This is a genomic window from Cupriavidus sp. UGS-1 (assembly GCF_021213615.1).
Taxonomy (GTDB): domain Bacteria; phylum Pseudomonadota; class Gammaproteobacteria; order Burkholderiales; family Burkholderiaceae; genus Cupriavidus.
This window is the reverse complement of sequence record NZ_JAJQJF010000002.1, coordinates 450,727-475,968: the sequence shown is the minus strand read 5'-3', so window position 1 is coordinate 475,968 and position 25,242 is coordinate 450,727. Positions and strand designations below refer to the sequence as shown.

Sequence of the window (25,242 nt, the reverse complement as noted above, 5' to 3'; positions counted from 1 at the left end):
ATGACCACGTTGACCGATTCGACGCAGCGGCGCGTGGAGCGCGTCGCGCCCTGGCTGCTGCTGGCCGCCTGCCTGCTGCTGTGGCAGGGCGCCTGCATGATCTTCGAGGTGTCCGATTTCATCCTGCCGAGCCCGGCGGCCATCGTGGTGTCGCTGGTCGACTACTGGGACGTGATCGCGGCCCATGCCTGGCGCACCTTCTGGACCACGATGGTGGGCTTCGGCATCGCGATCGCGGTCGGCGTGGTGCTGGGCCTGCTGATGGGGTCGTCGCGGCTCGCGTATGCGGCCGGCTATCCGTTGATGACCGCGTTCAACGCGCTGCCGAAAGCGGCCTTCGTGCCGATCCTGGTGGTGTGGTTCGGCCTCGGTGCCGGTCCGGCGATCCTGACGGCGTTCCTGATCTCGTTCTTCCCGGTGATGGTCAATATCGCCACCGGGCTGGCGACGCTGGAGCCCGAGCTGGAGGACGTGCTGCGCGTGCTCGGCGCCCGGCGTACCGACGTGCTGTTCAAGGTCGGACTGCCGCGCGCGATGCCGTATTTCTTCGCGTCGCTGAAGGTCGCGATCACCCTGGCCTTCGTCGGCACCACGGTGTCGGAGATGAACGCGGCCAACGAGGGCATCGGCTATCTGCTGGTATCGGCCGGCTCGGCGATGAAGATGCCGCTGGCCTTCGCCGGCCTGGTCGTGATCGCGGTGATGGCGATGGCGATGTACGAGCTGTTCGCGGTGCTGGAGAAGCGGATGACGGGGTGGGCGCACCGGGCGTGAGGGGCGAAACACGAGCCTACGCTTCACCCTCGGTTTTCTCCCCTCTCCCACTTGTGGGAGAGGGGTGGGGGAGAGGGCAGGGCGTTCGCCATGGTCAATGGCGTCGGCATGGCCACTGCCGTTTGCCCTCTCCCCCAACCCCTCTCCCGCAAGCGGGAGAGGGGAGTACCGGTCTGCTCAGACGTATTCGAGCGGCAGCGCCGTCGTGTACTTGATCTGCTCCATCGCGAAGCTCGAGCTGACGTCGGCGAGCTCGGCGCCCTGGATCAGCCGCTTGTAGACGCGGTCGTAGGCGGCGATGTCGGGCACCACGACGCGCAGCAGGTAGTCGGTGTCGCCGGCCATCCGGTAGAACTCGGTGACCTCGGGGATCGATGCCACCAGCCCGTGAAAGGTCTTGAGCCACTTCGCGCTGTGCTGGCTGGTGCGGACCGACACGAAGACGGTGACGCCGACGTTCAGCTTGGCGGCATCGAGCAGCGCCACGCGCTTGCGGATCACGCCGGCCTCCTGCAGCTTCTGCACACGGCGCCAGCATGGCGTCGAGGTCAGGCCGACCCGTTCGGCCAGTTCGGCCACCGGCAGGTCGGCGTTCTGTTGCAGCTCGGCCAGGATCTGGCGGTCGTATCGGTCGAATCGGTCCATTGCGCTTGCTCCGTCGGTGTTGCGGGGGTTCGGTGGATCGCGAACCGGCGGGCGGCGCGCATCAGCGCGCCCTCCTGCGCTAGCCGGCCGCCACCGGCAGATTGACGCCGGTGGCGATCTGCGCGGCCTCGACGCCGTACAGATGCAGCGAGATGGCGATGTCGTCCGCCGCGCCGTGGCCCTGTTCCATCGCGCGGCCCGGATGGCCGAGCGAATGGATATGCCCGAGCCCGGCCGGCACGCTGAACACCGCGCCGGATTCGCGCATCACGCCGCCGCTGGGCCGCGCCAGCTGCGCCGCCTCGTCCCAGCGGTAGTGCTGCTCATACAGCGTGCCTTGCAGCACGCGGTAGGCGCACCAGGTCCGGTGCCCATGCACGGGGCTCGCCTGCCCCGGGCGCCAGACCAGCAGCATCGCCGAGAAGCGCGCCATCGGGTCGGCATAGACCAGATGGCGCGTATAGCCATCCGGACTGCCGGCACGCGCGGCCGCGGGCAACAGCGCCAGCAGCGCGTCGGGGTCGTCGCCGAGGCAGGCCTGGACCTGCGCCGCCACGGTCCGCGCGCTGTCGTCGAACACCCGCGCCAGCGCCGGCGACAGCGCGGACAGTGCGGCCTGCGGGCCGGTGGGCAGGGACGAGGACGGGCGCGGCTTCGGTTCGGCGTGCAGGCTGGGCATGGGGACTCCGCAAGGCAAGGGATAAGCGACAAGGGATCGGATGGGTCCGATCATAGCCAGCGGGGCCGAGCAAGCCGATCTAAAATGTGGTGCCGAAGCGATCCAATGTAGGATGATATTCCGTTTTTGCGGGCCGTCATGGAATGTTTTTGCGCAGGCGGCCGCCGGGAGATAATGCGCCATGGAAATCAAATGGCTTGAAGACTTCGTCAGCCTGGCCGAGACGCACAGTTTCTCGCGCTCGGCCGAGCTGCGGCACGTGACCCAGCCCGCCTTCTCGCGCCGCATCCAGTCGCTCGAGGCCTGGCTGGGCACCGAGCTGATCGACCGCTCCAGCTATCCGACCAACCTGACGCCGGCCGGCAAGGTGTTCTACGAGCAGGCGCTGGCGATGCTGGCCCAGGTCAGCGAGACCCGCGCGCTGATGCGCGGCCAGCGTTCGGCCAACGCGCAGATGCTGGAATTCGCGGTGCCCCACACGCTGTCGCTGACCTTCTTTCCCGAATGGCTGAAGGCGCTGGAGCGGCAGGTCGGCACGCTGGCCTGCCGGCTGCGCGCGCTGAACGTGCACGACGCGGTGCTGATGCTGGTCGAGGGCGGCTGCGACCTGGTGATGGTCTACCACCATCCCCGCCAGGCGATCCAGCTCGATCCCTCGCACTACGACATGCTGGTGCTCGGCGTCGAACGGATGTCGCCGTTCAGCGTGCCAGACGCCAGCGGCAAGCCGCTGTACCGGCTGCCGGGCACCGAGCGCAAGCCGGTGTCCTTCCTCAGCTATACGCCGAACGCCTTCCTCGGCCGCATGGTCGAGATGCTGCTGTCGGACACCAGCGAGTCGTTCAAGCTGGACAAATGCTACGAGACCGATATGGCCGAGGCGCTCAAGGTGATGGCGCTGGCCGGCCACGGCCTGGCCTTCCTGCCGGAGAGCGCGGTGCGCGAAGAGCTCGCGCAGGGCCGGCTGGTGCGCGCCGAGGGGCCGCGCGCCGCGCCGCTGTCGATCGAGATGGAAATCCGGCTGTACCGGGCGCGGCCCGGCGAGCATGGCAACGACCGGCGCGGCAGCCAGCTGCGCCGCAAGCGCGAGCTGGTCGACCGCATCTGGGCCAGCCTGTCGGCCGGCGCGGCGCCGATCGAGGGCAGGGCTGTCTGAGTCCCGGGGCGGCGGCGGCGAATGGCGCCACGCCCCCCACTTTGGTGGGGTATCGGGGGCGGCGAGGACCCCTTCAAACGTTATGCATTTCCTGCATGACCGAATGACCAAACGGCATTGGATTTCCCCGGGGCGGCGCCCCTAAGCTTGTCGCCATTCCATTTCCGGATTTCCATGATGTCTTCCGAATCGCCGATCATCACCGCCTCCGCGCATTCCGTCCCCTCCTATCTGAACGCCGACAATCTCGGTCCCTGGGGCATCTACCTGCAACAGGTCGACCGCGTGACGCCCTACCTGGGCTCGCTGGCCCGCTGGGTCGAAACGCTGAAGCGCCCCAAGCGCGCGCTGGTGGTCGACGTGCCGATCGAGATGGATGACGGCACCATCGCCCACTTCGAGGGCTACCGCGTCCAGCACAACACCTCGCGCGGCCCGGGCAAGGGCGGCGTGCGCTTCCACCAGGACGTGACGCTGTCCGAGGTGATGGCGCTGTCGGCCTGGATGTCGATCAAGAACGCGGCCGTCAACGTGCCGTACGGCGGCGCCAAGGGCGGCATCCGCGTCGACCCGCGCAAACTGTCGCGCGCCGAGCTCGAACGCGTGACGCGCCGCTATACCAGCGAAATCAACATCATCATCGGACCGAACAAGGACATCCCGGCGCCGGACGTCAACACCAACGAACAGGTGATGGCGTGGATGATGGACACCTATTCGATGAACGAGGGCAGCACGTCGACCGGCGTGGTCACCGGCAAGCCGATCTCGCTGGGCGGCTCGCTGGGCCGCCGCGAGGCGACCGGCCGCGGCGTGTTCGTGGTCGGTGTCGAGGCCGCGCGCAATCTGGGCCTGGAAATCAAGGGCGCGCGCATCGTCGTGCAGGGCTTCGGCAATGTCGGCAGCGTCGCCGCCAAGCTGTTCCATGAGGCCGGCGCCAAGGTCATCGCGGTGCAGGACCACAAGACCGCGCTGTTCGACCCGGCCGGCCTGAACGTGCCGGCGCTGATCGAGCACGTGTCGCACAACGGCACCATCGAGGGCTTCCGCGCCGAAACCATCAGCGCCGAGCAGTTCTGGCAGACCGAGAGCGAGATCCTGATCCCGGCCGCGCTGGAAGGCCAGATCACCGCCGCCAATGCGCCCCACATCAAGACCCGCATGGTCATCGAAGGCGCCAACGGCCCGACCACGCCGGAAGCGGACGACATCCTGCGCGAGCGCAATATCCTGGTGGCGCCGGACGTGATCGCCAACGCCGGCGGCGTCACGGTGTCGTACTTCGAATGGGTGCAGGACTTCTCCAGCTTCTTCTGGACCGAAGAAGAAATCAACCAGCGGCTGGTACGGATCATGCAAGAGGCGTTCCGCTCGATCTGGCAGGTCGCGCAGGAGAACAAGGTCACGCTGCGGACCGCGGCGTTCATCATTGCCTGTACCCGCATCTTGCAGGCGCGCGAAATGCGCGGCCTGTATCCCTGATCGATACGCGCGATATCGGGGCGATCGGACCCGGATCGGACCCGCGTTGGGGCAGGCGGAATGCTGCGATGCACCAAGGCGGGGTCCGGACCACAGCGAGGCGGCAGCCGGAGATATTCCGGCTGCCGCTTTTTTTATTACAGCCGCGTGGCGCAGCCGATTGCCGGACAGCGGCGGCTAGGGAAATACCCGTTGTATCCGAGCGTCGGCTTGCGCAATACTATTTCGTCGGCGGCACGTTTCTTGTTAGAGTCCCGCCTTTCTCTCATGGTCAAGGAGATGTTATGAAGGTTGCCAAACTGGCTGCGCTGATGATTGCGGCAGGCGTGCTGTGCGGTACCGCACAAGCAGCCGAGCAATTGACCGGCACGCTGAAGAAGATCAAAGACACGGGTGTCATTACGCTGGGCGTGCGGGAATCGTCGATTCCCTTCAGCTATAACCTCGGCGGCGTCCGCACCGTCGGCTATTCCTATGACATCAACGTCAAGATCGTCGAAGCGATCAAGGATCAGCTGAAGCTGCCGAATCTGCAGGTCAAGGAAATTCCGATTACCTCGCAGAACCGCATTTCGCTGCTGCAGAACGGCACCATCGATATCGAGTGCGGCTCGACCACCAATAATCTGGACCGCCAGAAACAGGTCGCCTTCAGCAACACCATCTTCATCATCGGCACCCGCTTCATGACCAAGAAGGACAGCGGGATCAAGGACTGGGCCGACCTGAAGGGCAAGAACGTCGTCACCACCGCCGGCACCACCTCCGAGCGCCTGCTGCGCACGATGAACGACCAGCAGAAGCTGGGCATGAACATCATCAGCACCAAGGACCACGGCCAGTCGTTCCTGACGCTGGAGTCGGGCCGCGCCGCCGCCTTCATGATGGACGACGCGCTGCTGTACGGCGAGCGCGCCAAGGCGCGCAATCCGGCCGACTGGGTCGTCACCGGCAAGCCGCAGTCGCGCGAATCGTATGGCTGCATGCTGCGCAAGGACGATGCGCCGTTCAAGAAGGTCGCCGACAACGTGATCGCCAACCTGATGAAGACCGGCGAGATCAACAACCTCTACGCCAAGTGGTTCACCCAGCCGGTGCCGCCGAAGGGCCTGAACCTGGACTTCCCGATGTCCGACGACATGAAGGCACTGATCAAGAACCCGAACGACAAGGCGCTCGACTGATTCGGCTCCAGTCACGCGTGTGAAACGGAAGGCGTGCGCGAAGGCATGTCCTTCCGTTTCTTTTTGAGGACGCATCATGAATTACAACTGGCATTGGGGTGTATTCCTCGAAGAAGCCGCGATGAACGAGACCTATCTCGACTGGATGATTTCCGGTCTGAAGGTCACCATCGCGCTCGGCCTGACTTCGTGGGTGATCGCCCTGATCATCGGCTCGATTCTCGGCGTACTGCGCACGGTTCCGAATAAATTCCTGTCGGGTATCGCGGCCACCTACGTCGAAATCTTCCGCAATATTCCGCTGCTGGTGCAGCTGTTCATCTGGTATTTCGTGGTTCCCGAATTGCTGCCGTTCGGCGAATCGATCAAGCAGATGAATCCGTTCACCCAGCAATTCCTGGCCGCGATGTTCTGCCTCGGCACGTTTACCGCCGCGCGGATCTGCGAACAGGTGCGCTCGGGCATCAACTCGCTGCCGCCGGGCCAGCGCAACGCCGGCCTGGCGATGGGCTTCACGCTGCCGCAGACCTATCGCTACGTGCTGCTGCCGATGTCGTTCCGCGTCATCGTGCCGCCGCTGACCTCCGAATTCCTGAACATCTTCAAGAACTCGGCGGTGGCGTCGACGATCGGCCTGCTGGAACTGGCGGCGCAGGGGCGCCAGCTGGTCGACTACACGGCGCGGCCGTACGAGTCCTTCATCGCGGTCACGCTGATGTACGCGCTGATCAATATCGTCGTCATGCTGGGAATGCGCTGGGTGGAAAAGCGCACGCGCGTGCCGGGCTTCATCGGCAGCAAGTAAGGGGAACGCGATGGCTTATTCATTCGATTTCACCTCGATCAACGCCGATACGCTGCACGTGCTCGGCGAGGGCATGATGGTGTCGCTGAAGATCACCGCCACCGCGGTAGTGGTCGGCATCGTCTGGGGCACCATCCTGGCGATGATGCGCCTGTCCTCGGTCAAGCCGCTGAACTGGTTCGCGCAGGGCTACGTCACCATCTTCCGCTCGATACCGCTGGTGATGGTGCTGCTCTGGTTCTTCCTGATCATTCCGCAGGTGCTGCAGTCGATCTTCAATCTGTCGCCGGCGACCGATCTGCGGATGACCTCCGCGCTGGTCGCCTTCGCGCTGTTCGAGGCGGCCTATTACTCGGAGATCATCCGCGCCGGCATCCAGAGCGTGTCGCGCGGGCAGATGTACGCGGCGCAGGCGCTCGGCATGACCTATGGGCAGACCATGCGGCTGGTGGTGCTGCCGCAGGCGTTCCGCAACATGGTGCCGCTGCTGCTGACGCAGGGCATCATCCTGTTCCAGGATACCTCGCTGGTCTACGTCAGCGCGCTGGCCGATTTCTTCGGGCAGGCGTATGGCATCGGCGAACGCGATGGCCGCATCGTCGAGATGCTGCTGTTCGCGGGTCTGGTCTATTTCGTGATCTGTTTTTCCGCATCGTTGCTGGTCAAGCGATACCAGAAAAAGGTGGCTGTATGATCGAAATCAATAACGTTTCCAAGTGGTACGGCTCCTTCCAGGTGCTGACCGATTGCACCACGCGCGTGGCCAAGGGCGAAGTGGTGGTGGTGTGCGGCCCGTCCGGTTCGGGCAAGTCCACGCTGATCAAGACCGTCAATGCGCTCGAGCCCTTCCAGAAGGGCGAGATCCTGGTCGACGGCACCTCGGTCGGCGGACCGAAGACCGACCTGCCGAAGCTGCGTTCGCGCGTCGGCATGGTGTTCCAGAACTTCGAACTGTTCCCGCACCTGTCGATCACCGAGAACCTGACCATCGCGCAGATCAAGGTGCTGGGCCGCTCGCGCGACGAGGCCATGGCCAAGGGCATGAAGTATCTGGAGCGCGTGGGCCTGAAGAACCAGGCCAACAAATATCCGGGGCAGCTGTCGGGCGGCCAGCAGCAGCGCGTGGCGATCGCGCGCGCGCTGTCGATGGATCCGATCTGCATGCTGTTCGACGAGCCGACCTCGGCGCTGGACCCGGAGATGGTCAACGAGGTGCTCGACGTGATGGTGCAGCTGGCTCACGAGGGCATGACGATGATGTGCGTGACCCACGAAATGGGCTTTGCCCGCAAGGTGGCGAACCGCGTGATCTTCATGGACCAGGGCCACATCGTCGAGGACACGCCGAAGGAGGAGTTCTTCGGCAATATCGAGGCGCGTTCGGAACGGGCCCGCCAGTTCCTGTCGAAGATCCTGCAGCACTGAGGTCTTCGCTGTCCCCGCAGTTCTCCCTCTCCCCCTCAGGGGGAGAGGGCCGGGGAGAGAGGTTTTTTCCGGCGACAGCGCGCGTGAAGACGCTGCTGCCCTCTCCCCCAACCCCTCTCCCGCCAGCGGGAGAGGGGAGTCAAGGCTCCCTTCAGGTTTCCCTTCGCGTTTCCCGTCAAGTACAGGCCGAATTGGCCGCGTTGCGCGCCTGCACCTCGGGCGGAATCGGCACCGTCAGCGTCATCGTCGGCTGCCCGGCCTCGAACATCATCAATTCTCCCGGCGCGAACGGCGTCCACACTTCGTCGTCGGTCAGCGGCGCGGTGGCGATCACCGCCACCCGGTCTTCCGGCGTGGTCACCTGGGCGAAATCGATCGACAGGTCCGCATCGATCAGATGCGCGGTCGAGAACGGCCACTGCCGCACCAGGTAGTACAGCCGCGTCGAGCAGTGCGCGAACAGCGCCTGCCCATTGCTCAGCAGATAGTTGAAGACGCCGTACAGCGTGATTTCGCGCGTGATGTCGGCCAGCGCGTGGCACAGCTCGTTCAACGGCGGCTGGGAGCCGGGGAAACGCTTGCGCAGCCCCTGCATCAGCGCGCAGAAGGCGAGCTCGCTGTCGGTGTCGCCGACCGGCTGATAGACGCCGGACAGGAACGGCGAGAAGCCCTTCAGGTCGCCGTTGTGGGCGAAGATCCAGTGGCGGCCCCACAGCTCGCGCATGAACGGGTGGCAGTTCTCCAGCCGCACCGTGCCCTGGGTCGCCTTGCGAATATGGGAGATGACGTTCTTCGACTTGATCGGATAGTTCTTGATCAGGTCCGCCACCGGCGAGGTGCCGGCCGACTGGTTGTCGATGAACAGCCGGCAGGCCTTGTCCTCGAAGAACGCGACACCGAAGCCGTCGGCATGATGATCGGTGACGCCGCCGCGCGCGGCGAAGCCGGTGAAGGAGAACGTCACGTCGGTCGGCGTGGCGCAGTTCATGCCGAGCAGCTGGCACATGGCGTGGGACCGGGGCGGCGTGAGGGCCGGCCGATTGCAATAGAATTGCGACATTATCCCGCCGGGCCGGGCGTTCTGCCAAGCACGTCCACGGCCGCCGGCGCGGTCCGCCGGGACGGCCGAATCGCCCGTCGATCCGCTTCAATCCGCCTCCAACGAGCCCTTCCGCCATGAGCCAATACAAGATTGCCGTGATCCCTGGAGACGGGATCGGCACCGAAGTGATGCCCGAAGGCATCCGCGTGATGGACGCCGCCGCGCGCCGTTTCGGCATCGACCTGCAGTGGGACCACTTCGATTTTTCCAGCTGCGACTATTACGCCCGCCACGGCAAGATGCTGCCGGACGACTGGTTCGATACGCTCTCGCGCTATGACGCGATCTACTTCGGCGCGGTGGGCTGGCCGGCGACGGTGCCCGACCATGTGTCGCTGTGGGGCTCGCTGCTGCAGTTCCGGCGCGCGTTCGACCAGTACGTGAACCTGCGCCCGGTCCGGCTGATGCCGGGCATCCGCAGCCCGCTGGCCGACCGCAAGCCCGGCGACATCGATTTCTACGTGGTGCGCGAGAACACCGAGGGCGAATACTCGAGCATCGGCGGCCGGATGTTCCCGGGCACCGAGCGCGAGGTCGTGATCCAGGAAACGGTGATGAGCCGGATCGGTGTCGACCGCATCCTGAAGTTCGCGTTCGAGCTGGCCAGCAAGCGTCCGAAGAAGCATCTGACTTCGGCCACCAAGTCCAACGGCATCTCCATCACGATGCCGTACTGGGACGAGCGGGTCGAGGCGATGGCGGCAAACTATCCCGGCCTGAAGGTCGACAAGTACCACATCGACATCCTGACCGCGAACTTCGTGCTGCATCCGGACTGGTTCGACGTGGTGGTGGCCAGCAATCTGTTCGGCGACATCCTGTCGGACCTCGGGCCGGCGTGCACCGGCACCATCGGCGTGGCGCCGTCGGCCAATATCAATCCCGAGCGGACCTTTCCGAGCCTGTTCGAGCCGGTCCACGGCTCCGCGCCCGATATCGCCGGGCGCGGCATCGCCAATCCGATCGGGCAGATCTGGTGCGGGGCGATGATGCTCGAACACCTGGGCCATGCCGATGCCGGCGCGGCCGTGCTGGGCGCGATCGAATCGGTGCTGGCCGCCGGGCCCGCGCACGCGCCGTTGACGCGCGATATCGGCGGCAACGCCGGCACCGCCGACCTCGGCCGCGCGATCGCGGAAGCGCTGTGAGCGAGGCCGCCAAGCCGGGCATGGACCCGCGCGCGCTGCTGCGCGAGAGCTTCGATGCCGCGGTCGCGGCCGCCGATCCGCTGCGCATCGTGGCCGCGCACCTGCCGCCGCCGGACCACCGGGGCCGCACGCTGGTCGTCGGCGCCGGCAAGGCCGCGGCGTCGATGGCGCTGGCGGTCGAACGCGCCTATGCCGGCGCCGGCGTGGCGCTCGAAGGCCTGGTCGTCACGCGCTACGCGCATGGCCTGCTCACCGAACACGTGCGGGTCATCGAGGCCGGCCATCCGGTGCCGGACGAGGCCGGCGAGCGCGCCGCCGCGGAGATCCTGTCGCGCGTGCAGGAGCTGGGCCCGGAGGATCGGCTGATCGTGCTGGTCTCCGGCGGCGGCTCGAGCCTGCTGTCGCTGCCGGCCGACGGCGTGTCGATGGCCGACCTGCGCGCGACCACGCAGGAGCTGCTGCGCTGCGGGGCGCCGATCACCGAGATGAACGTCGTGCGCAAGCATCTGTCGCGTATCCAGGGCGGGCGCCTGGCCCAGGCCAGCCGCGCGCCGGTGACCACGCTGATCGTCTCCGACGTCGCCGGCGACGATCCCAGCGCCATCGCTTCCGGCCCGACCGTTGCCGATCCCAGTACCTATGACGATGCGCTGGCGATCCTGCGCCGCTACGAGGCACGCGTGCCACCGGCTGTGCAGGCCTATCTCGAAGCCGGCGCGCGCGGCGAACATGCCGAGACGCCGAAGCCCGGCGATCCGCTGTTCGCGCGCGTCGACAACCGCATGATCGCCACCGCCCACGGCAGCCTGGCCGCCGCGGCCGACGTGTTCCGCGCGCACGGCGTGACGCCGGTGATCCTGGGCGACACCGTCACCGGCGAGGCGCGCGAGGTGGCGCGCGTCTACGCGGCGCTGGTCCGGGAGATCCGCGCGTACAATGCGCCGTTTGCCGCGCCGGTGGCGCTGATTTCCGGCGGCGAATGCACGGTGACGCTGCCCAAGGACGGCACCGGACGCGCCCGCGGCGGCCGCTGTTCCGAATTCCTGCTGTCGCTGGCGATCGAACTGGAAGGCGTGGCCGGCGTCCATGCGATCGCCGCCGACACCGATGGCATCGACGGCTCCGAGGAGAATGCCGGCGCGCTGGCCGGTCCCGACACGCTGGCCCGTGCGGAGGCGGCCGGCATGCCGGCGCGCCGCCAGCTGGAGGCGCACGACGCCTGGGGCCTGTTCGATGCGATCGGCGACCTGGTCGTGACCGGCCCGACCCGTACCAACGTCAACGACTACCGCGCCATCCTGATCCTGTAATCGCCGATCGCCGTTCGTCCGCCGCCGCCCGCTCAATCCCCACGCTTTCGATTTGCCGAAGTCATGACCCAGACCCTGACCATCACCCGCCCCGACGACTGGCACCTGCATCTGCGCGACGGCGCGGCCCTGGCGGCGGTGCTGCCCGATACCGCGCGGCAGTTCGCGCGCGCCATCGTGATGCCGAACCTGAAGCCGCCGGTCACCACGGTGGCGCAGGCCGAGGCCTACCGCGCGCGCATCCTGGCCGCGCTGCCGGCCGGCCTGTCATTCGAACCGTTGATGACGCTCTACCTGACCGACAACACGCAAGCCGACGAGATCGTCGCCGCCAAGGCGAGCGGCTTCGTCCATGCGGTCAAGCTGTATCCGGCCGGCGCCACCACCAACAGCGATGCCGGCGTGACCGATATCCGCCGCTGCAGTGCGGCGCTGGAAGCGATGCAGCGCGTCGGGCTGCCGCTGCTGGTGCACGGCGAGGTCACCGACAGCGAGATCGACCTGTTCGATCGCGAGGCAGTCTTCATCGAGCGCGTGATGACGCCGCTGCGGCGCGATTTCCCGGCGCTGAAGGTCGTGTTCGAACACATCACGACCAAGGACGCGGCCGACTACGTGCGCGAGGCCGACGGTCCGATCGGCGCGACCATCACCGCGCATCACCTGCTGTACAACCGCAATGCCATCTTCATCGGCGGCATCCGCCCGCATTACTACTGCCTGCCCGTGCTCAAGCGCGAGACGCATCGCCAGGCGCTGGTCGCCGCGGCGGTATCGGGCAATCCGCGCTTCTTCCTGGGCACCGACAGCGCGCCGCACGCGCGCGGCCTGAAGGAACATGCCTGCGGCTGCGCCGGCTGCTATACCGCGCTGCATGCGATGGAGCTGTACGCCGAGGCCTTCGATGCGGCCGGCGCGCTCGACAAGCTGGAAGGCTTCGCCAGCTTCCACGGGCCCGACTTCTACGGCCTGCCGCGCAATACCGGCACGCTGACGCTGCGGCGCGAGCCGTGGCAGCTGCCCGAAGCGCTGCCGTACGGCGAGACCGAACTGGTGCCGCTGCGCGGCGGCGAAACGCTGCAATGGAAGGCCTCGCTGGCCGCCTGAGCGGTGGGTGCGCGCGGCACTGAGCCGGCAGCCGAGCGTCCGCGATCCACGGGGGACGTGGCGCTCCAGCTGGCCGGGATCGACTGGTCCCGGCCCTGGTTTGCGCCTTTCGCCGAGGCGGGCGCCGCGATCGCGGCCCACGTTTGCCAGGGCCGGCCGGTCCATGCGGCGCTCGACGCCGTCGCCACCGCGCGAGGGCTGGCCAATGCCGCCGGACTGCCTCTGCGCTTCGTCCCCCAGCAGGCGCTGCCGCCCGGCACCGCCTACGAGGCGCATATCCACGCGCATGGCGAGGTGCCGACGCGCGACAACCTGCACGATGTCTTCAACGGCCTGATCTGGCTGCATTTCCCGCGGACAAAGGCGATGCTGAACCGGCTGCAGGCCGAGGCCATTGCCTCGGACGGCGTGCAGCCGACGCGCGGGCCGTTGCGCGACGCGGCCACGCTGTTCGACGAGAACGCAGTGCTGTTCGTCAGCGCGGAGCCGCTGCTGGAAGCGGCGCTGCGCGGATTCCGCTGGCGCGAGCTGTTCGTCGACGGCCGGGATGCGTGGCACGGCCGCTGCACGGTGGTGCCGTTCGGCCATGCCTTGCTGGAAAAGCTGGTCGCGCCCTACAAGTCCATCACCGCGCACGCCTGGCCGATCGCCATGGCGCCCGCGGATCCGCGTCCAGGCTCGCTGGACGCGCCGCTGGCCCAGACGCTGGCGCGGGCCGAGCTGCGCGGCCGAAGCAGCTTCGCGCCGCTGCCGGTGCTCGGCATTCCGCACTGGTGGCCGGCCAATGCCGACGCCGGGTTCTACGACGACACCACGGTGTTTCGTCCTGGCCGCCGCGCGGGCGTCGGCGCATCGAGGAACGGCGGGACCCATGCAAAGGTGCTAGACTGCGGCCCGCGAAGCAGGACAGACAACCGCTGCTCGCCTGGCAACGGGCGAGGGGAGGAAAGTCCGGACTCCACAGGGCAGGGTGGTGGCTAACAGCCATCCACGGCAACGTGCGGAACAGGGCCACAGAGACGAGTCTTCGCGCCGGGTTCGCCCGGTGCGAAGGGTGAAACGCGGTAACCTCCACCCGGAGCAATCCCAAATAGGCAGACGATGAAGCGGCCCGCCGAGTCTGCGGGTAGGGAGCTGGAGCCGGCCGGTAACGGTCGGCCTAGAGGAATGGTTGTCACGCGCGCGCGGACCGCAAGGCCCGCGCGTCGCGCACAGAATCCGGCTTATCGGCCTGCTTCGCTTCGAATTCGCTTCCCGGTGCGCCGCACCGGAACGCTTCCACGGCGCCAAGGCGCCGGCATCAAGTTCCCGCTATTACACTTCGACCAGTTCGACGCTATGGCTGATCTCGGCCGTCTTGGCGAGCATGATCGACGCCGAGCAGTACTTGTCGTGCGACAACTGCACCGCGCGTTCGACGGTGGCCGGGTTCAGGTTGCGGCCGGTCACGGTGAACTTGAAGTGGATGCGGGTGAACACCTTTGGATCCTGGGCGGCCCGGTCGGCCTGCAGCGTGACCGAACAGCCGCGTACATCGTGGCGCCCGCGCTTCAGGATCAGCACCACGTCATAGGCGGTGCAGCCGCCGGTGCCGAGCAGCACCATCTCCATCGGCCGCGGCGCCAGATTGTGGCCGCCGCCCTCGGGGGCCCCGTCCATCGCGACGAGGTGACCGCTGCCGGTCTGCGCGACGAAGCTCATGCCGTCGTTGCCCATCCAGGTGACCTTGCATTCCATTTCGTTCGTTCCTGCTCTCAATGTTTCGTTTCGGGACTGCGACGCGTGTGCATCGTACCCCTTGCATTTTCCTCAAATTTTCCTTGCACCGTGTGGTGTCTTTGCCGCCTGAACGGCCGGAAAACCGAGGGAAACCTCTAAGATGTCAGTTTCGTGACATCCCTATGTGTGACTAAGTCGTTGAATTTTAAGTATTTCTGCGGAGCGGCGTCATCGTGACAATTTTTTGCATTACGAAATGCCGTTTCGCACTGCAAATTTTCTTGCGTCGCACAAGCGGTCATGTATAATTCGAACCATTGAACGACGGCGCGCCGATGGCCCGCCAGAGTGCGAAAGCGAAGGGTGGTCGAAGCGACCGAGACGGTCTCCCGACGCCAGTCCGCACCGCCGGCCCCGTCCCGTTGTTCTCCCAGTGTCTCCTCCACCCTCCTCCTTTGGTGGATTCAAACCCAAGCCTCAGCGGCTTGGGTTTTTTTTTCGTCCCTGCGCGGTTTTTGCCCCCGCAATGTGGCCTGCCAGGCGCGGCACGGCTCCATCCCTTGACGGCAAACGCAATGTTTGCTTGTGCCGAGCGGCGAACCGCAAGTATAATCGAGGGCTTTTCCGTCATGCCCGCGGAAGAAGAACTCAGGGAGAGCCTGCACACACAAGCAGGAAGGTCAGGTCCAAAGGGCCGGCCGACGACGCAAGTCATGTTACGGGCAGGTTCTACAAGTCTCAGGAAAGATCATGAAAACCTTTTCCGCCAAGCCTCATGAGGTAAAGCGCGACTGGTTCGTGATTGACGCGACGGACAAAGTCCTCGGCCGTGTCGCCAGCGAAGTGGCACGCCGTCTGCGCGGCAAGCACAAGCCGGAATTTACTCCGCACGTCGACACGGGCGATTACATCATCGTCGTCAACGCGGCCAAACTGCGTGTCACCGGCACGAAGGAAACCGACAAGAAGTACTACCGTCACTCGGGCTACCCGGGCGGTATCTACGAAACCACGTTTGGCAAGATGCAACAGCGCTTCCCGGGCCGTGCCCTGGAAAAGGCTGTCAAGGGCATGCTGCCGAAGGGTCCGCTGGGCTACGCGATGATCAAGAAGCTGAAGGTGTACGCCGAAGCCGAGCATCCGCACGAAGCGCAGCAGCCCAAGGCGCTGGAAATCTAAGGGGGCCATCCATGATCGGAAATTGGAACTACGGTACTGGCCGCCGCAAGAGCGCTGTGGCTCGTGTCTTCATCAAGTCGGGCAAGGGCGACATCGTCGTCAACGGCAAGCCCATCAACGAGTACTTCGCTCGCGAAACCTCGCTGATGATCGTGCGCCAGCCGCTCGAACTGACCGCCCACGCGCAGACCTTCGACATCAAGGTCAACGTGACCGGCGGCGGCGAAACCGGCCAGGCCGGTGCGGTGCGCCACGGCATCACCCGCGCGCTGATCGACTATGACGCCACGCTGAAGTCCGCGCTGTCGAAGGCCGGCTTCGTCACCCGCGATGCGCGTGAAGTCGAGCGTAAGAAGGTCGGTCTGCACAAGGCACGTCGTCGCAAGCAGTTCTCGAAGCGTTGATGCGCCGGGCGATCCGGGATCCCGTCCTGGATTGCGCAGCCAGCAAGAACCGCACGCCTGTCGTGCGGTTTTTGTTTTGTGGGCTTCGTCGACCCGAGCGTCGCCGCCGACAGCGTTGTTGTGGCATCACGGTCGGACGGGCAGTTGGCCGCACAATGCATCGTCATGGATACAATGGCGCTTTCCCAAGTTTTCCAGTGAGGCCGCGATGCTGTTTTCGAAGAAGAAGGGGTTGACGATCGACACCCTGATCGGTCGCCAGACCGTCGTCGAAGGCGACCTGCACTTCTCGGGCGGCCTGCGGCTCGACGGCCGCGTGCGCGGCAATGTGCTGGCCGTGGCCGAGCAGCCGAGCATGCTGGTGGTCAGCGAGACCGGCGTGGTCGAGGGGGAGGTCAAGGTCGGCCATCTGGTGCTGAACGGCACGGTGACCGGTCCCGTGCATGCCGCCGAGCTGCTCGAGTTGCAGCCACAGGCACGCGTGCAGGGCGAAGTGCATTACGCGGCTCTGGAAATGCACCAGGGCGCAATTGTCGAGGGCCGTCTGGTTCCGCTCGGGAACACCGAGCCCAAGGCGTTGCCCAACCTGAAACTGGCCGCAGGCAGCGAAGAAAGCGCCTGAGGCCGCGCGCCTGGAAATACGCGCGCACCATGCCCCTTGAATCGATGGGGGATCGGCACGATCTTTCCAGTGCGCTTAGAATACCGGCGTATCTAAATAGGAGAACCCCATGAACGCAGTCGCGGAGGCACCCATTACCGAGGACGTGCCGGCCCCGTTCGTCTTTACCGACAGCGCCGCCGACAAGGTCAAGCAGTTGATCGAGGAAGAGGGCAATGCCGATCTGAAACTGCGCGTCTTCGTGCAGGGCGGCGGTTGTTCCGGCTTCCAGTACGGATTCACGTTCGACGAGGAAGTGAACGAGGACGACACCACGATGGTGAAGAACGGCGTCACGCTGCTGATCGATTCGATGAGCTACCAGTACCTGGTCGGCGCCGAAATCGACTACAAGGAAGACATCAACGGCGCCCAGTTCGTGATCAAGAACCCGAACGCCACGACCACCTGCGGTTGCGGCTCGTCGTTCTCGGTCTGACGCCAGTCCGCCTCAGCGAAAAGCGCACCTCGGTGCGCTTTTTTGTTGTCTCTTTCCGACCGGGTCCGCTCCTTACTGCGCCGCGCGCCAGACCACCGGAAACCAGTCTTCCCGCATTCGTTCGCCGTTGGCAAGCCCGATACCAGGGAAGGGCGGCGAGGTGCGGCCGGGACGCTCTACATAGCGGACGTCGTCACCGAGAAAGCGCGCCGAGAACGCGCGCCGGCGTCCGCTTCCGGTATTGCCCGCTGCGCCATGCACGGTGCGGAAGTCGAACACCACCGCGTCGCCCGGCTCCAGTTCCGGCGTCAGGATCCGGTGCGAGCCGTCTTCGACGTCGGGCATCTCCATGAAGGCATCGTCGCCGGCATAGAAGTTGTCGTTGCTGGCCCAGCGCTTGGGCCGCACCAGCTTGGGCCAGCGATGCGAGCCGAGCACCACGCGCAGCGTGTTCGCCGTGGTGACCGGGTCCAGCGGAATCCAGTAGCTGGCAGTCTGCCAGCCATCGACGCAGTAATAGGGCAGGTCCTGATGCCAGGGCGTCGGCTTGGCGGTGCCCGGTTCCTTGACCAGGATGTGCTCGTGAAAGACCTGCGCCGCCTGCGAGCGCATCAGCTGTCCGGCAATCGCGGCCGCCGGCGATTCGCGCATGAAGGCGGCAAAGGCGGGGATGCGCTGCCAGTTGCAGTAGTCCTCGAAGAACCGGCCGCTCTCGCCGGCGCGCACATTTTCGATGGCGAACGGCCCGGGTTCGGCCAGGTTCTGCTCGAAGCCTTCGCGCAAGCGCTCGACCCAGCCGCTGAAGGCACCGCGTAGCACCAGCGCGCCGTCGCGCTGGTAGGTCTCGATCTGTGTGGTGGTGATTTCCATCTGCTCCCCCGATTGATACTGGTCCGCCACGACAGTATCGAAGCGCCGCCAAAATAGGGAAAGCATATATTCTCTATGTTCCAATATAGCCATCTGCTATAGATGGGCCGCGACTGCGCCGAGCCGCCACCGATGATCGCCTTCTCCTTCCGCCAACTCGAATATTTCGTTGCCGTCGCCGAGCAGGGCAGCATCAGCGGTGCGGCGCGCGTGCGCCATGTTTCTCAGCCGTCGGTGTCGCTGGCGATCGGCCAGCTCGAGCAGATCCTCGGCACGCCCTTGTTTCGCCGGCAGGTCAGCCGCGGACTGGAGCTGACGCCGGCCGGCCAACGGCTGCTGGCGCGCGCCCGCGACATCCTGGCGCTGGCGGCCGGTATCGGCGCCGAAGAGAGCCAAGCGGCGACGCTGAGCGGCCAGCTGTCGCTGGTCTGCTTCCAGGACCTCGGCCCCTACCATGTGCCCGCGCTGCTGGCCGGGTTTCGGGCCCGCCATCCCGGCGTCGCGGTGACGCTGTTCGAAGCCGACCTTGCCACGGTCGCCCGCACGCTGCACGCCGGCAAGGCGGAGCTGGCGCTGACCTACGACCTCGGCTTCGATCACCGCGTGCTGCGCTGGCGTCTTGCCGAACTGGCTCCCTACGCGCTGCTGCCGGCCGACCATCGGCTGGCCGCGCAGCCGGACGTCAGCCTGGCGGAACTGGCCGGCGAGCGGCTGATCCTGGAGGACATCGCGCAGACACGCGAGTACTTCCTGTCGCTGTTCTGGGCGCACGGCCTGTATCCGCAGCTGCATCAGTACACGCAGACCTTCGAGATGCAGCGCGGGCTGGTCGCGCACGGCTATGGCGTGGCGCTGTCGTGCACCCGTCCTGCCGGCGACCGCAGCTATGACGGCACGCCGATCGCCTGCCGGCCATTGCGCGAGACCGTGACGCCGCAGCGCGTGGTGCTGGCGCGGGCCGAGTCGATCCGGCCCTCGCCGGTCGCGGAGGCCTTCATTCAGTGGGTAGAACAGGAGCGGGGCGCCGCGCCGTTGCGCGACGAGGCGCAAGGCAGCGCGGACCGCTAGGGGAGGCCGGCGCGGCGCCGGGGCAGATCAGCGCCGACAGTTCAGCGTGGACAGTTCAGCGTGGACAGTTCAGCGTGGACGGTTCCGCGTGGAGAGTTCAGCGTGGATAAATCGCGCCGAGTACGCGCGGGCCGGCGGCGCCGGTCACGGTCGGCATGTTCCCTGGCTGCCGCCGCAGGCATTGGCGCGCCAGCCAGGCAAACGCGAGCGCCTCGACCTGCGAAACCGGCACGCCGAAATCGTCCGTGGTCTGAACCGTCACGCCCGGCAGCGCGGCCGCCAGGCGCGTCATCACGAAGCCGTTGCAGGCACCGCCGCCACAGACGATCAGGCGCCGCGCGTCGGGCGCATAGCGGCGGATATCCCGGGCAATCGCTTCGGCGGTGAGCGCCGCCAGCGTAGCCTGCACGTGCTGGGGGTCGCGTTCGGCGTCCTGTAGCCGTGCGTCCAGCCAGGCCGGATGGAACAGGTCGCGGCCGGTGCTCTTGGGTGGGGATTGCTTGAAATAGGGCTCGTCGAGCAGCCGCGCCAGCAGCGCCTCGTCGATGCGGCCGCCGGCCGCCCAGTCGCCGTTGGCGTCGAACGGCAGGCCGCGATGGCGGGCGATCCAGTGGTCCAGCAGCGCATTGCCGGGGCCGCAGTCGAAGCCGATTACCGGCCCGCCATTGCCGGGCAGCACGCTGATATTGGAGATGCCGCCGATATTGCAGACCACGCGGGTTTCGCCGGCCAGGCCGAACAGCGCCTGATGCACGGCCGGCACCAGCGGCGCGCCCTGGCCGCCGGCCGCGATATCGCGGCTGCGGAAATCGGCGACCACGTCGATGCCGGTCAACTCGGCGAGCAGCGCGGGATGCTGGCTCTGGCGCGTATAGCCGATGCCGTCGTAGCGGCCCGGACGATGACGGATGGTCTGGCCGTGCGCACCGATCGCCGCGACAGCGTCGGCCGGCACCGCGGCGTCCCGCAACAGCGTGGCCACGCAGTCGGCGTAGACGCGCGCCAGCGCGTTGGCGGCCAGCGCCTCGCGCTGGATCTCGTCGTCGCCGGGCTGCTGCAGCGCGCCGAAGGCGGCGCGCAGATCGTCGGGGAAGGGTTGGTGGCTGGCCGCAAGGACCCGCGGCTGCGCCGCGGCGAAGTCCACCAGCACGCCGTCGGCGCCATCCATGCTGGTGCCGGACATCAGGCCGATCAGGAGCTCGGGGCGCGTGGTGGACATCGCGGCGTGGGGCGTTGCGCTCGGTGCCGCGTCAGTTGCCGTTGGAGGCGACGTTGTAGGTGCGCAGCGCGTTGATCCGGCTCAGCATGTCGCTGGTGTAGCTCAGGAACTGCTGGCGCGCGCGCCCGGTCAGCGCCGGCGATTCCATCAGCGTGATCGTCAGCGGATTCTGCGGCACGTCGTTGTGGCGGAACTCGTAGTGCAGGTGCGGTCCGGTGGCCCAGCCGGTCGAGCCGACATAGCCGATCAGCTGCCCCTGCATCACGCGCTGGCCTTGCTGGATGCCGGCAAAGCGCGACAGGTGCGCGTAGTAGGTCGAGTAGCCGTTGTGGTGCTTGATGACGATGATGTTGCCGTAGCCGTTCTGCTGGCCGACGAAGTCGACTTCGCCGTCGCCGGTGGCGAACACCTTGGTGCCGGTCGGCGCCGCGAAGTCCACACCCTTGTGCTGCAGCCACTGGTGATGCAGCGGATGGTCCCGGCCGCCGAAGCCCGACGACATCCGCGAGAACTCGACCGGCGAGCGCAGGAACGGCCGCTTCATGCTGCGTCCGTCGAAGGTGTAGTAGGCGCCGTTCTTGCCGTCCGGCGCGTACCACAGCGCCTGGTGCAGCTGGTTGCGGTTGATCAGTTCGATCGCGACCACGCGGCCGTTGCGCACGAAGGCGCCGTCGCGATAGCCCGATTCGTAGACGATGCGGAAGCGGTCGCCCTTGACGATGTCGTGGTGGAAGTCGATCACGCCCGAAAAGATCGAGATCATCTGATCGACGACCTCGTCCGGCACGTTGGCCGCGTCCATTGCCTTGAAGAAGCCGCCCGTGCCGATCGTGCCCGAGCCCATTTCGTAGTGCAGCTCGTTCTTGACGACCTCGATGCGGGCCTTGTAGTCCGGATCGGCCAGGTCGCCGGCGCGCTCGATCACCAGCTGGCGCGAGATCGACACGTCGCCGCCCAGGTTGGCCTGCAGCGACACCAGCAGATTGCTCTGGTCGACTTCCGCCTGCACGATCTGGCCCGGTTCGAGCTTGAACAGGCCGCGCGCGGTCGGGTTCTTGTGGATGAAGGCCTGGGCGTCGGGGTCGTCCACGCCAAGCCGCTTCAGTAGCGTGGCGATGGTGTCGCCGCGCTGCATGCGCTCCTGGCGGACGAAGGTGGCGCTGGTATCGGTCAGGCGCTCGAGCTGGTCGCGCAGGTCGGGCAAGCGCATGCCCTGGACCACGCGCGGCGCATCGGGGTCGTCGTAGGCGGTGCGGGGCGCCACGCCCATGGCGGCGGCCATGCCGAGCGTAAAGACGGTCGCGACCGACGCCGTCAATTGCTTGCGGCGGCGCGCATGCAGCGCATGGGTCGGATCGACGAGCACCACGAGCTCACGCGCGAAAACTTCGCGGAGTCTGGACCACATCACGTAAAATTCTGCCTTGGTTCGGGCTCCGCTGCCGCGACGATCTGTGCGTGTCTGCCTTCCTCCCCCGAGGTGCGGCGCGGGCTGTCTTTCGTTTGCCGCCTACAATGGCGGTTGGCCGGCGGGAGGGCTCCCGGCTGGCCGAATCGGCGGATTATACCAAAAACTTCCCCGGTGTCCGCCCGAATGTTCAAGTATTTCAACGACTTAAGTCATGACCGACGTATCCTCCGGCGCCGCGACCTCCTACCCCCTGACACCGTCCGTGATGCACGCGCTGGAAGTGTCCAGGCGCGGCTGCGACGAACTGCTGATCGAATCCGAATGGCTGCAGAAGCTGGCGCGCAGCGAAGCGACCGGCGTGCCGTTGCGGATCAAGCTGGGCCTGGATCCGACCGCGCCGGACATCCACATCGGGCACACGGTGGTGCTCAACAAGATGCGCCAGCTGCAGGACCTCGGCCATCACGTGATCTTCCTGATCGGCGACTTCACTTCGACCATCGGCGACCCGTCCGGCCGCAACAGCACCCGGCCGCCTCTGACGCGCGAACAGATCGAAGCCAACGCGCAGACCTATTACCGCCAGGCCAGCCTGGTGCTGGACCCGTCCAGGACCGAGATCCGCTACAACAGCGAGTGGTGCGACCCATTGGGCGCGCGCGGCATGATCCAGCTCGCCGCCAAGTACACCGTCGCCCGGATGATGGAGCGCGACGACTTCACCAAACGCTACCGGTCTGGGATTCCGATTTCGGTCCATGAGTTCCTCTACCCGCTGATGCAGGGCTACGACTCAGTTGCATTGAAGTCCGATCTGGAGCTCGGCGGTACCGACCAGAAGTTCAATCTGCTGGTCGGCCGCGAGTTGCAGAAGGAGTACGGCCAGGAGCCGCAGTGCATCCTGACGATGCCGCTGCTGGTCGGCCTGGACGGCGTCGAGAAGATGTCCAAGTCCAAGGGCAACTACGTCGGCGTCACCGAGCCGCCCAGCGAGATGTTCGGCAAGCTGATGAGTATCTCGGACGACCTGATGTGGCGCTACTACGAATTGCTGTCGTTCCGCCCGATGTCCGAGATCGACCTGATGAAGCAGGAAGTGGCGCTCGGCCGCAATCCGCGCGACTGCAAGGTGATGCTGGCGCAGGAGATCGTCACGCGCTTCCACAGCGCCGCCGACGCCGACAAGGCGCTGGAGGACTTCAATCACCGTGCCCGCGGCGGCGTGCCCGACGATATCCCCGAGGTCAGCCTGTCCGGCGCGCCAATGGGCATCGCGCAGCTGCTCAAGCAGGCCAACCTGGCGCCGTCGACGTCCGAGGCCAACCGCAATGTCGAGCAGGGCGGGGTGCGCATCGACGGCACCCAGATCAGCGACAAGGCGCTGAAGGTCGAGGCCGGCACCTATGTGGTCCAGGTCGGCAAGCGCCGTTTCGCGCGCGTGACGCTGTCCTGAGGCCGGGCCGATGATCGCGTTGATCCAGCGCGTGGCGCGCGCCAGCGTCACGGTCGATGGCCGTGTCACCGGCGAGATCGGTGCCGGCCTGCTGGCGCTGGTCTGCGCCGAACGGGGCGACACCGAGGGCGAGGCCGAGCGGCTGCTGGCCAAGCTGCTTGGCTACCGTGTCTTTTCGGACGCGGCCGGCAAGATGAACCTGCCGGTGCGAGACATCGACGGCCAGGGCACGCCCGGCGGCCTGCTGGTGGTGTCGCAGTTCACGCTGGCCGCCGATACCAACAGCGGCACGCGGCCCAGCTTCACGCCGGCGGCTTCGCCGGAAGATGGCCGCCGCCTGTACGAGCATTTCGTCGCCCGCGCGCGCGCCGCCCACCCCGTGGTGCAGACCGGGGAGTTCGGCGCGATGATGCAGGTCAGCCTGGTCAACGACGGCCCGGTCACATTCTGGCTGCGCGTGCCGCCGCCGTCCGCCCCGTCATCCACGCCGCCGCGCGCGGCCAACCTCTGAGCGCAAGGAGACAAGCATGAGACTCTGGAGCAACGCCTTTGCCGACATGGCGCCGATTCCCGGCGAGTTCGCCTTTGCCGTGCCGGACGCCGCCAACCACATCACGCTGTCCAGCAACCGCAATCCCGACCTGCATTGGGACGGCGCGCCGTCCGGCACGCGCTCGTTCGTGCTGATCTGCCACGATCGCGACGTGCCCAGCCGCGGCGACGACGTCAACCAGCAGGGCCGCGAGGTGCCGGCCAGCCTGCCGCGCGTGGACTTCTTCCATTGGGTGCTGGTCGACATTCCGCCGGGACTGACGACGATCTCGGCCGGCTCGCACAGCGACGGCGTGATCGCGCGCGGCAAGCCCGGTCCGGAGGCGACCGGCGGTACCGCGGCCGCGGGCGGCCTGCGCCACGGCGTCAACGACTACACCAACTGGTTCGCCGGCGACAAGGACATGGCGGGCGACTACTACGGCTACGATGGCCCGTGCCCGCCGTGGAACGATGCGATCGTGCACCACTACGTGTTCACGATCTATGCGCTCGATCTGGACCGCCTGCCGCTCGAAGGCCGTTTCACCGGCGCGCAGGTGCGCGAGGCGATCGCGGGCCACGTGCTCGACCAGGCCAGCCTGACCGGCACCTATACCCTGAATCCGAAACTGGCGGCGCAGCAGTCGGCCGGCTGACGCCGCCGCGGCCGCCACATCAAAAGCAAGCGCAAGAACAGCGCGCTCCCGGCGCGCGCGAAGGAAACGGCATGACGTTCACGCCCGGGCCGCAGTCGCTGCTGGCCATCACCCACCTGATCGTGATCCGACACGGCGAAACGGCCTGGAACCGCGAACGGCGGCTGCAGGGGCAGCTCGATATCCCGCTGAACGATACCGGCCAGGCGCAGGCACGCGCGCTGGCCGGCTCGCTGGCGGGCGAACCGATCGACGCGATCTACTCGAGCGACCTGTCGCGCGCGATGCAGACCGCGGCGCCGCTGTCGGAGGCCGTGGGCGTGCCGGTACAGCCGGAGCCCCGCCTGCGCGAGCGCTGCTACGGCACGCTCGAGGGCATGACCTATGCGGAGGTCGCGCAGCACCGGCCGGAGGACTTCGCCCGCTGGCAGGCCCGCGTGCCGGACTACGCCCCGCCGCAGGGCGAGTCGCTGCGCGACTTCCACGAGCGCGCCGTCGAGGTCGTGCTGGCGCTGGTGCGCCGGCATCCGGGCGAGCGCATCGCGCTGGTGGCGCACGGCGGCGTGCTCGACTGCCTGTATCGCGAGGCCACCGGCATGACGCTGGAAGCGCCGCGCGAGCATGAGCTGCTCAATGCCAGCGTCAATCGTCTGCGCAGCGACAGCTACCGGCTGACCGTCGCGCAATGGGCGGACGTCAGCCACCTGGCGACGCTGACGCTGGACGAAGTCGACCGCCGCGTGCCCTGATCCTTTTCTTCTTGGCTGTCGTCCCCGCGAAGGCGGGGACCCAGCGGCTGTGCGCGCGACGGC

26 protein-coding genes, 1 other RNA gene and 1 pseudogene are annotated in these 25,242 nt (G+C 66.7%); 21 read left to right on the top strand and 7 right to left on the bottom strand.

Annotation, left to right across the window (positions count from 1 at the left end):
- Positions 1–774 (top strand): ABC transporter permease, encoded by a 774-nt coding sequence (locus LRR16_RS04710; protein WP_023263501.1) that lies wholly within the window; start codon positions 1–3, stop codon positions 772–774.
- Between the two features lie 177 nt (positions 775–951).
- On the opposite strand, the gene LRR16_RS04705 is transcribed toward LRR16_RS04710, so the two are convergent.
- Both LRR16_RS04705 and LRR16_RS04700 read right to left on the bottom strand, forming a co-directional pair.
- The gene (locus LRR16_RS04705; RefSeq protein ID WP_006578978.1) at positions 952–1,419 is read right to left on the bottom strand and encodes an Lrp/AsnC family transcriptional regulator; all 468 of its coding nucleotides are present in this window, start codon (positions 1,417–1,419) and stop codon (positions 952–954) included.
- Positions 1,420–1,498: 79 nt separating this feature from the next.
- On the bottom strand, positions 1,499–2,098 hold the full coding sequence (locus LRR16_RS04700) for a cysteine dioxygenase family protein (protein WP_232204927.1): 600 nt from the start codon (positions 2,096–2,098) through the stop codon (positions 1,499–1,501).
- Positions 2,099–2,279: 181 nt separating this feature from the next.
- Between LRR16_RS04700 and LRR16_RS04695 the strand changes: the two genes are divergently transcribed.
- From LRR16_RS04695 to LRR16_RS04670, 6 genes are all read left to right on the top strand, one after another.
- Positions 2,280–3,254, top strand: a complete 975-nt coding sequence (locus LRR16_RS04695) for a LysR substrate-binding domain-containing protein (protein ID WP_232204926.1) — start codon at positions 2,280–2,282, stop codon at positions 3,252–3,254.
- 177 nt (positions 3,255–3,431) lie between these two features.
- Positions 3,432–4,736: a Glu/Leu/Phe/Val dehydrogenase gene (locus LRR16_RS04690; protein ID WP_006578981.1), complete on the top strand. Its 1,305-nt coding sequence runs from the start codon at positions 3,432–3,434 to the stop codon at positions 4,734–4,736.
- A gap of 284 nt (positions 4,737–5,020) precedes the next feature.
- Positions 5,021–5,920, top strand: a complete 900-nt coding sequence (locus LRR16_RS04685) for a glutamate/aspartate ABC transporter substrate-binding protein (RefSeq protein ID WP_006578982.1) — start codon at positions 5,021–5,023, stop codon at positions 5,918–5,920.
- Positions 5,921–5,996: 76 nt separating this feature from the next.
- Complete coding sequence (locus LRR16_RS04680) at positions 5,997–6,725, top strand: amino acid ABC transporter permease (RefSeq protein ID WP_006578983.1); 729 nt, start codon at positions 5,997–5,999, stop codon at positions 6,723–6,725.
- A gap of 10 nt (positions 6,726–6,735) precedes the next feature.
- The gene (gene gltK / locus LRR16_RS04675) at positions 6,736–7,419 is read left to right on the top strand and encodes a glutamate/aspartate ABC transporter permease GltK (protein WP_006578984.1); all 684 of its coding nucleotides are present in this window, start codon (positions 6,736–6,738) and stop codon (positions 7,417–7,419) included.
- Positions 7,416–8,150, top strand: a complete 735-nt coding sequence (locus LRR16_RS04670) for an amino acid ABC transporter ATP-binding protein (protein WP_006578985.1) — start codon at positions 7,416–7,418, stop codon at positions 8,148–8,150. Before gltK ends, LRR16_RS04670 begins: the two co-directional genes overlap by 4 nt.
- Before the next feature lie 175 nt (positions 8,151–8,325).
- Here the strand turns inward: LRR16_RS04670 and LRR16_RS04665 are convergent, their stop codons facing one another.
- Positions 8,326–9,156 (bottom strand): class II glutamine amidotransferase, encoded by an 831-nt coding sequence (locus tag LRR16_RS04665; protein ID WP_053821099.1) that lies wholly within the window; start codon positions 9,154–9,156, stop codon positions 8,326–8,328.
- Positions 9,157–9,326: 170 nt separating this feature from the next.
- Here LRR16_RS04665 and LRR16_RS04660 point away from each other — a divergent pair, with 170 nt between their 5' ends.
- From LRR16_RS04660 to rnpB, 5 genes and pseudogenes are all read left to right on the top strand, one after another.
- On the top strand, positions 9,327–10,400 hold the full coding sequence (locus LRR16_RS04660; RefSeq protein ID WP_006578987.1) for a tartrate dehydrogenase: 1,074 nt from the start codon (positions 9,327–9,329) through the stop codon (positions 10,398–10,400).
- A 20-nt stretch (positions 10,401–10,420) separates the two neighbouring features.
- Positions 10,421–11,710 (top strand): glycerate kinase, encoded by a 1,290-nt coding sequence (locus LRR16_RS04655; RefSeq protein WP_232204960.1) that lies wholly within the window; start codon positions 10,421–10,423, stop codon positions 11,708–11,710.
- 63 nt (positions 11,711–11,773) lie between these two features.
- Positions 11,774–12,817: a dihydroorotase gene (gene pyrC, locus LRR16_RS04650; RefSeq protein ID WP_064572631.1), complete on the top strand. Its 1,044-nt coding sequence runs from the start codon at positions 11,774–11,776 to the stop codon at positions 12,815–12,817.
- 57 nt (positions 12,818–12,874) lie between these two features.
- Positions 12,875–13,660 (top strand): annotated as a pseudogene (locus LRR16_RS04645) (DUF3025 domain-containing protein); the annotation flags it as partial.
- 55 nt (positions 13,661–13,715) lie between these two features.
- Positions 13,716–14,059: RNase P RNA component class A (gene rnpB / locus LRR16_RS04640), an RNA gene on the top strand.
- Between the two features lie 72 nt (positions 14,060–14,131).
- Here rnpB and LRR16_RS04635 read toward each other — a convergent pair.
- Entirely contained in the window at positions 14,132–14,554 is a 423-nt protein-coding gene (locus LRR16_RS04635; RefSeq protein WP_232204925.1) for an OsmC family protein, read from the bottom strand.
- Between the two features lie 732 nt (positions 14,555–15,286).
- Between LRR16_RS04635 and rplM the strand changes: the two genes are divergently transcribed.
- From rplM to erpA, 4 genes are all read left to right on the top strand, one after another.
- The gene (rplM, locus tag LRR16_RS04630) at positions 15,287–15,715 is read left to right on the top strand and encodes a 50S ribosomal protein L13 (RefSeq protein ID WP_006576930.1); all 429 of its coding nucleotides are present in this window, start codon (positions 15,287–15,289) and stop codon (positions 15,713–15,715) included.
- 11 nt (positions 15,716–15,726) lie between these two features.
- Positions 15,727–16,119: a 30S ribosomal protein S9 gene (gene rpsI / locus LRR16_RS04625; protein ID WP_006576929.1), complete on the top strand. Its 393-nt coding sequence runs from the start codon at positions 15,727–15,729 to the stop codon at positions 16,117–16,119.
- Positions 16,120–16,327: 208 nt separating this feature from the next.
- A complete protein-coding gene (locus LRR16_RS04620) occupies positions 16,328–16,741 on the top strand; it encodes a polymer-forming cytoskeletal protein (protein WP_064572635.1) in 414 nt (137 codons plus the stop codon).
- Positions 16,742–16,850: 109 nt separating this feature from the next.
- Positions 16,851–17,219 (top strand): iron-sulfur cluster insertion protein ErpA, encoded by a 369-nt coding sequence (erpA, locus tag LRR16_RS04615; protein ID WP_006576927.1) that lies wholly within the window; start codon positions 16,851–16,853, stop codon positions 17,217–17,219.
- Between the two features lie 72 nt (positions 17,220–17,291).
- Here erpA and LRR16_RS04610 read toward each other — a convergent pair whose 3' ends face one another.
- Positions 17,292–18,089 (bottom strand): phytanoyl-CoA dioxygenase family protein, encoded by a 798-nt coding sequence (locus tag LRR16_RS04610; RefSeq protein WP_006576926.1) that lies wholly within the window; start codon positions 18,087–18,089, stop codon positions 17,292–17,294.
- Positions 18,090–18,221: 132 nt separating this feature from the next.
- On the opposite strand from LRR16_RS04610, the gene LRR16_RS04605 reads away from it, so the two are divergent.
- Positions 18,222–19,157 carry a LysR substrate-binding domain-containing protein gene (locus LRR16_RS04605; RefSeq protein ID WP_043440033.1) on the top strand — a complete coding sequence of 312 codons (936 nt, stop codon included), beginning with the start codon at positions 18,222–18,224 and terminating at the stop codon, positions 19,155–19,157.
- A gap of 97 nt (positions 19,158–19,254) precedes the next feature.
- Here the strand turns inward: LRR16_RS04605 and LRR16_RS04600 are convergent, their stop codons facing one another.
- Together LRR16_RS04600 and LRR16_RS04595 are read right to left on the bottom strand one after the other, a co-directional pair.
- Positions 19,255–20,376 carry an anhydro-N-acetylmuramic acid kinase gene (locus LRR16_RS04600; protein ID WP_006576924.1) on the bottom strand — a complete coding sequence of 374 codons (1,122 nt, stop codon included), beginning with the start codon at positions 20,374–20,376 and terminating at the stop codon, positions 19,255–19,257.
- Positions 20,377–20,407: 31 nt separating this feature from the next.
- Positions 20,408–21,784: a M23 family metallopeptidase gene (locus LRR16_RS04595; protein WP_064572639.1), complete on the bottom strand. Its 1,377-nt coding sequence runs from the start codon at positions 21,782–21,784 to the stop codon at positions 20,408–20,410.
- A gap of 214 nt (positions 21,785–21,998) precedes the next feature.
- Between LRR16_RS04595 and tyrS the strand changes: the two genes are divergently transcribed.
- The 4 genes from tyrS (at position 21,999) to LRR16_RS04575 (ending at position 25,179) form a co-directional block, all read left to right on the top strand.
- The gene (tyrS, locus tag LRR16_RS04590; protein WP_006576922.1) at positions 21,999–23,240 is read left to right on the top strand and encodes a tyrosine--tRNA ligase; all 1,242 of its coding nucleotides are present in this window, start codon (positions 21,999–22,001) and stop codon (positions 23,238–23,240) included.
- A 10-nt stretch (positions 23,241–23,250) separates the two neighbouring features.
- A complete protein-coding gene (dtd, locus tag LRR16_RS04585) occupies positions 23,251–23,751 on the top strand; it encodes a D-aminoacyl-tRNA deacylase (protein ID WP_006576921.1) in 501 nt (166 codons plus the stop codon).
- Between the two features lie 16 nt (positions 23,752–23,767).
- On the top strand, positions 23,768–24,430 hold the full coding sequence (locus LRR16_RS04580; RefSeq protein WP_006576920.1) for a YbhB/YbcL family Raf kinase inhibitor-like protein: 663 nt from the start codon (positions 23,768–23,770) through the stop codon (positions 24,428–24,430).
- Positions 24,431–24,501: 71 nt separating this feature from the next.
- Positions 24,502–25,179 (top strand): histidine phosphatase family protein, encoded by a 678-nt coding sequence (locus LRR16_RS04575; RefSeq protein ID WP_232204924.1) that lies wholly within the window; start codon positions 24,502–24,504, stop codon positions 25,177–25,179.
- Positions 25,180–25,242 lie beyond the last annotated feature (63 nt).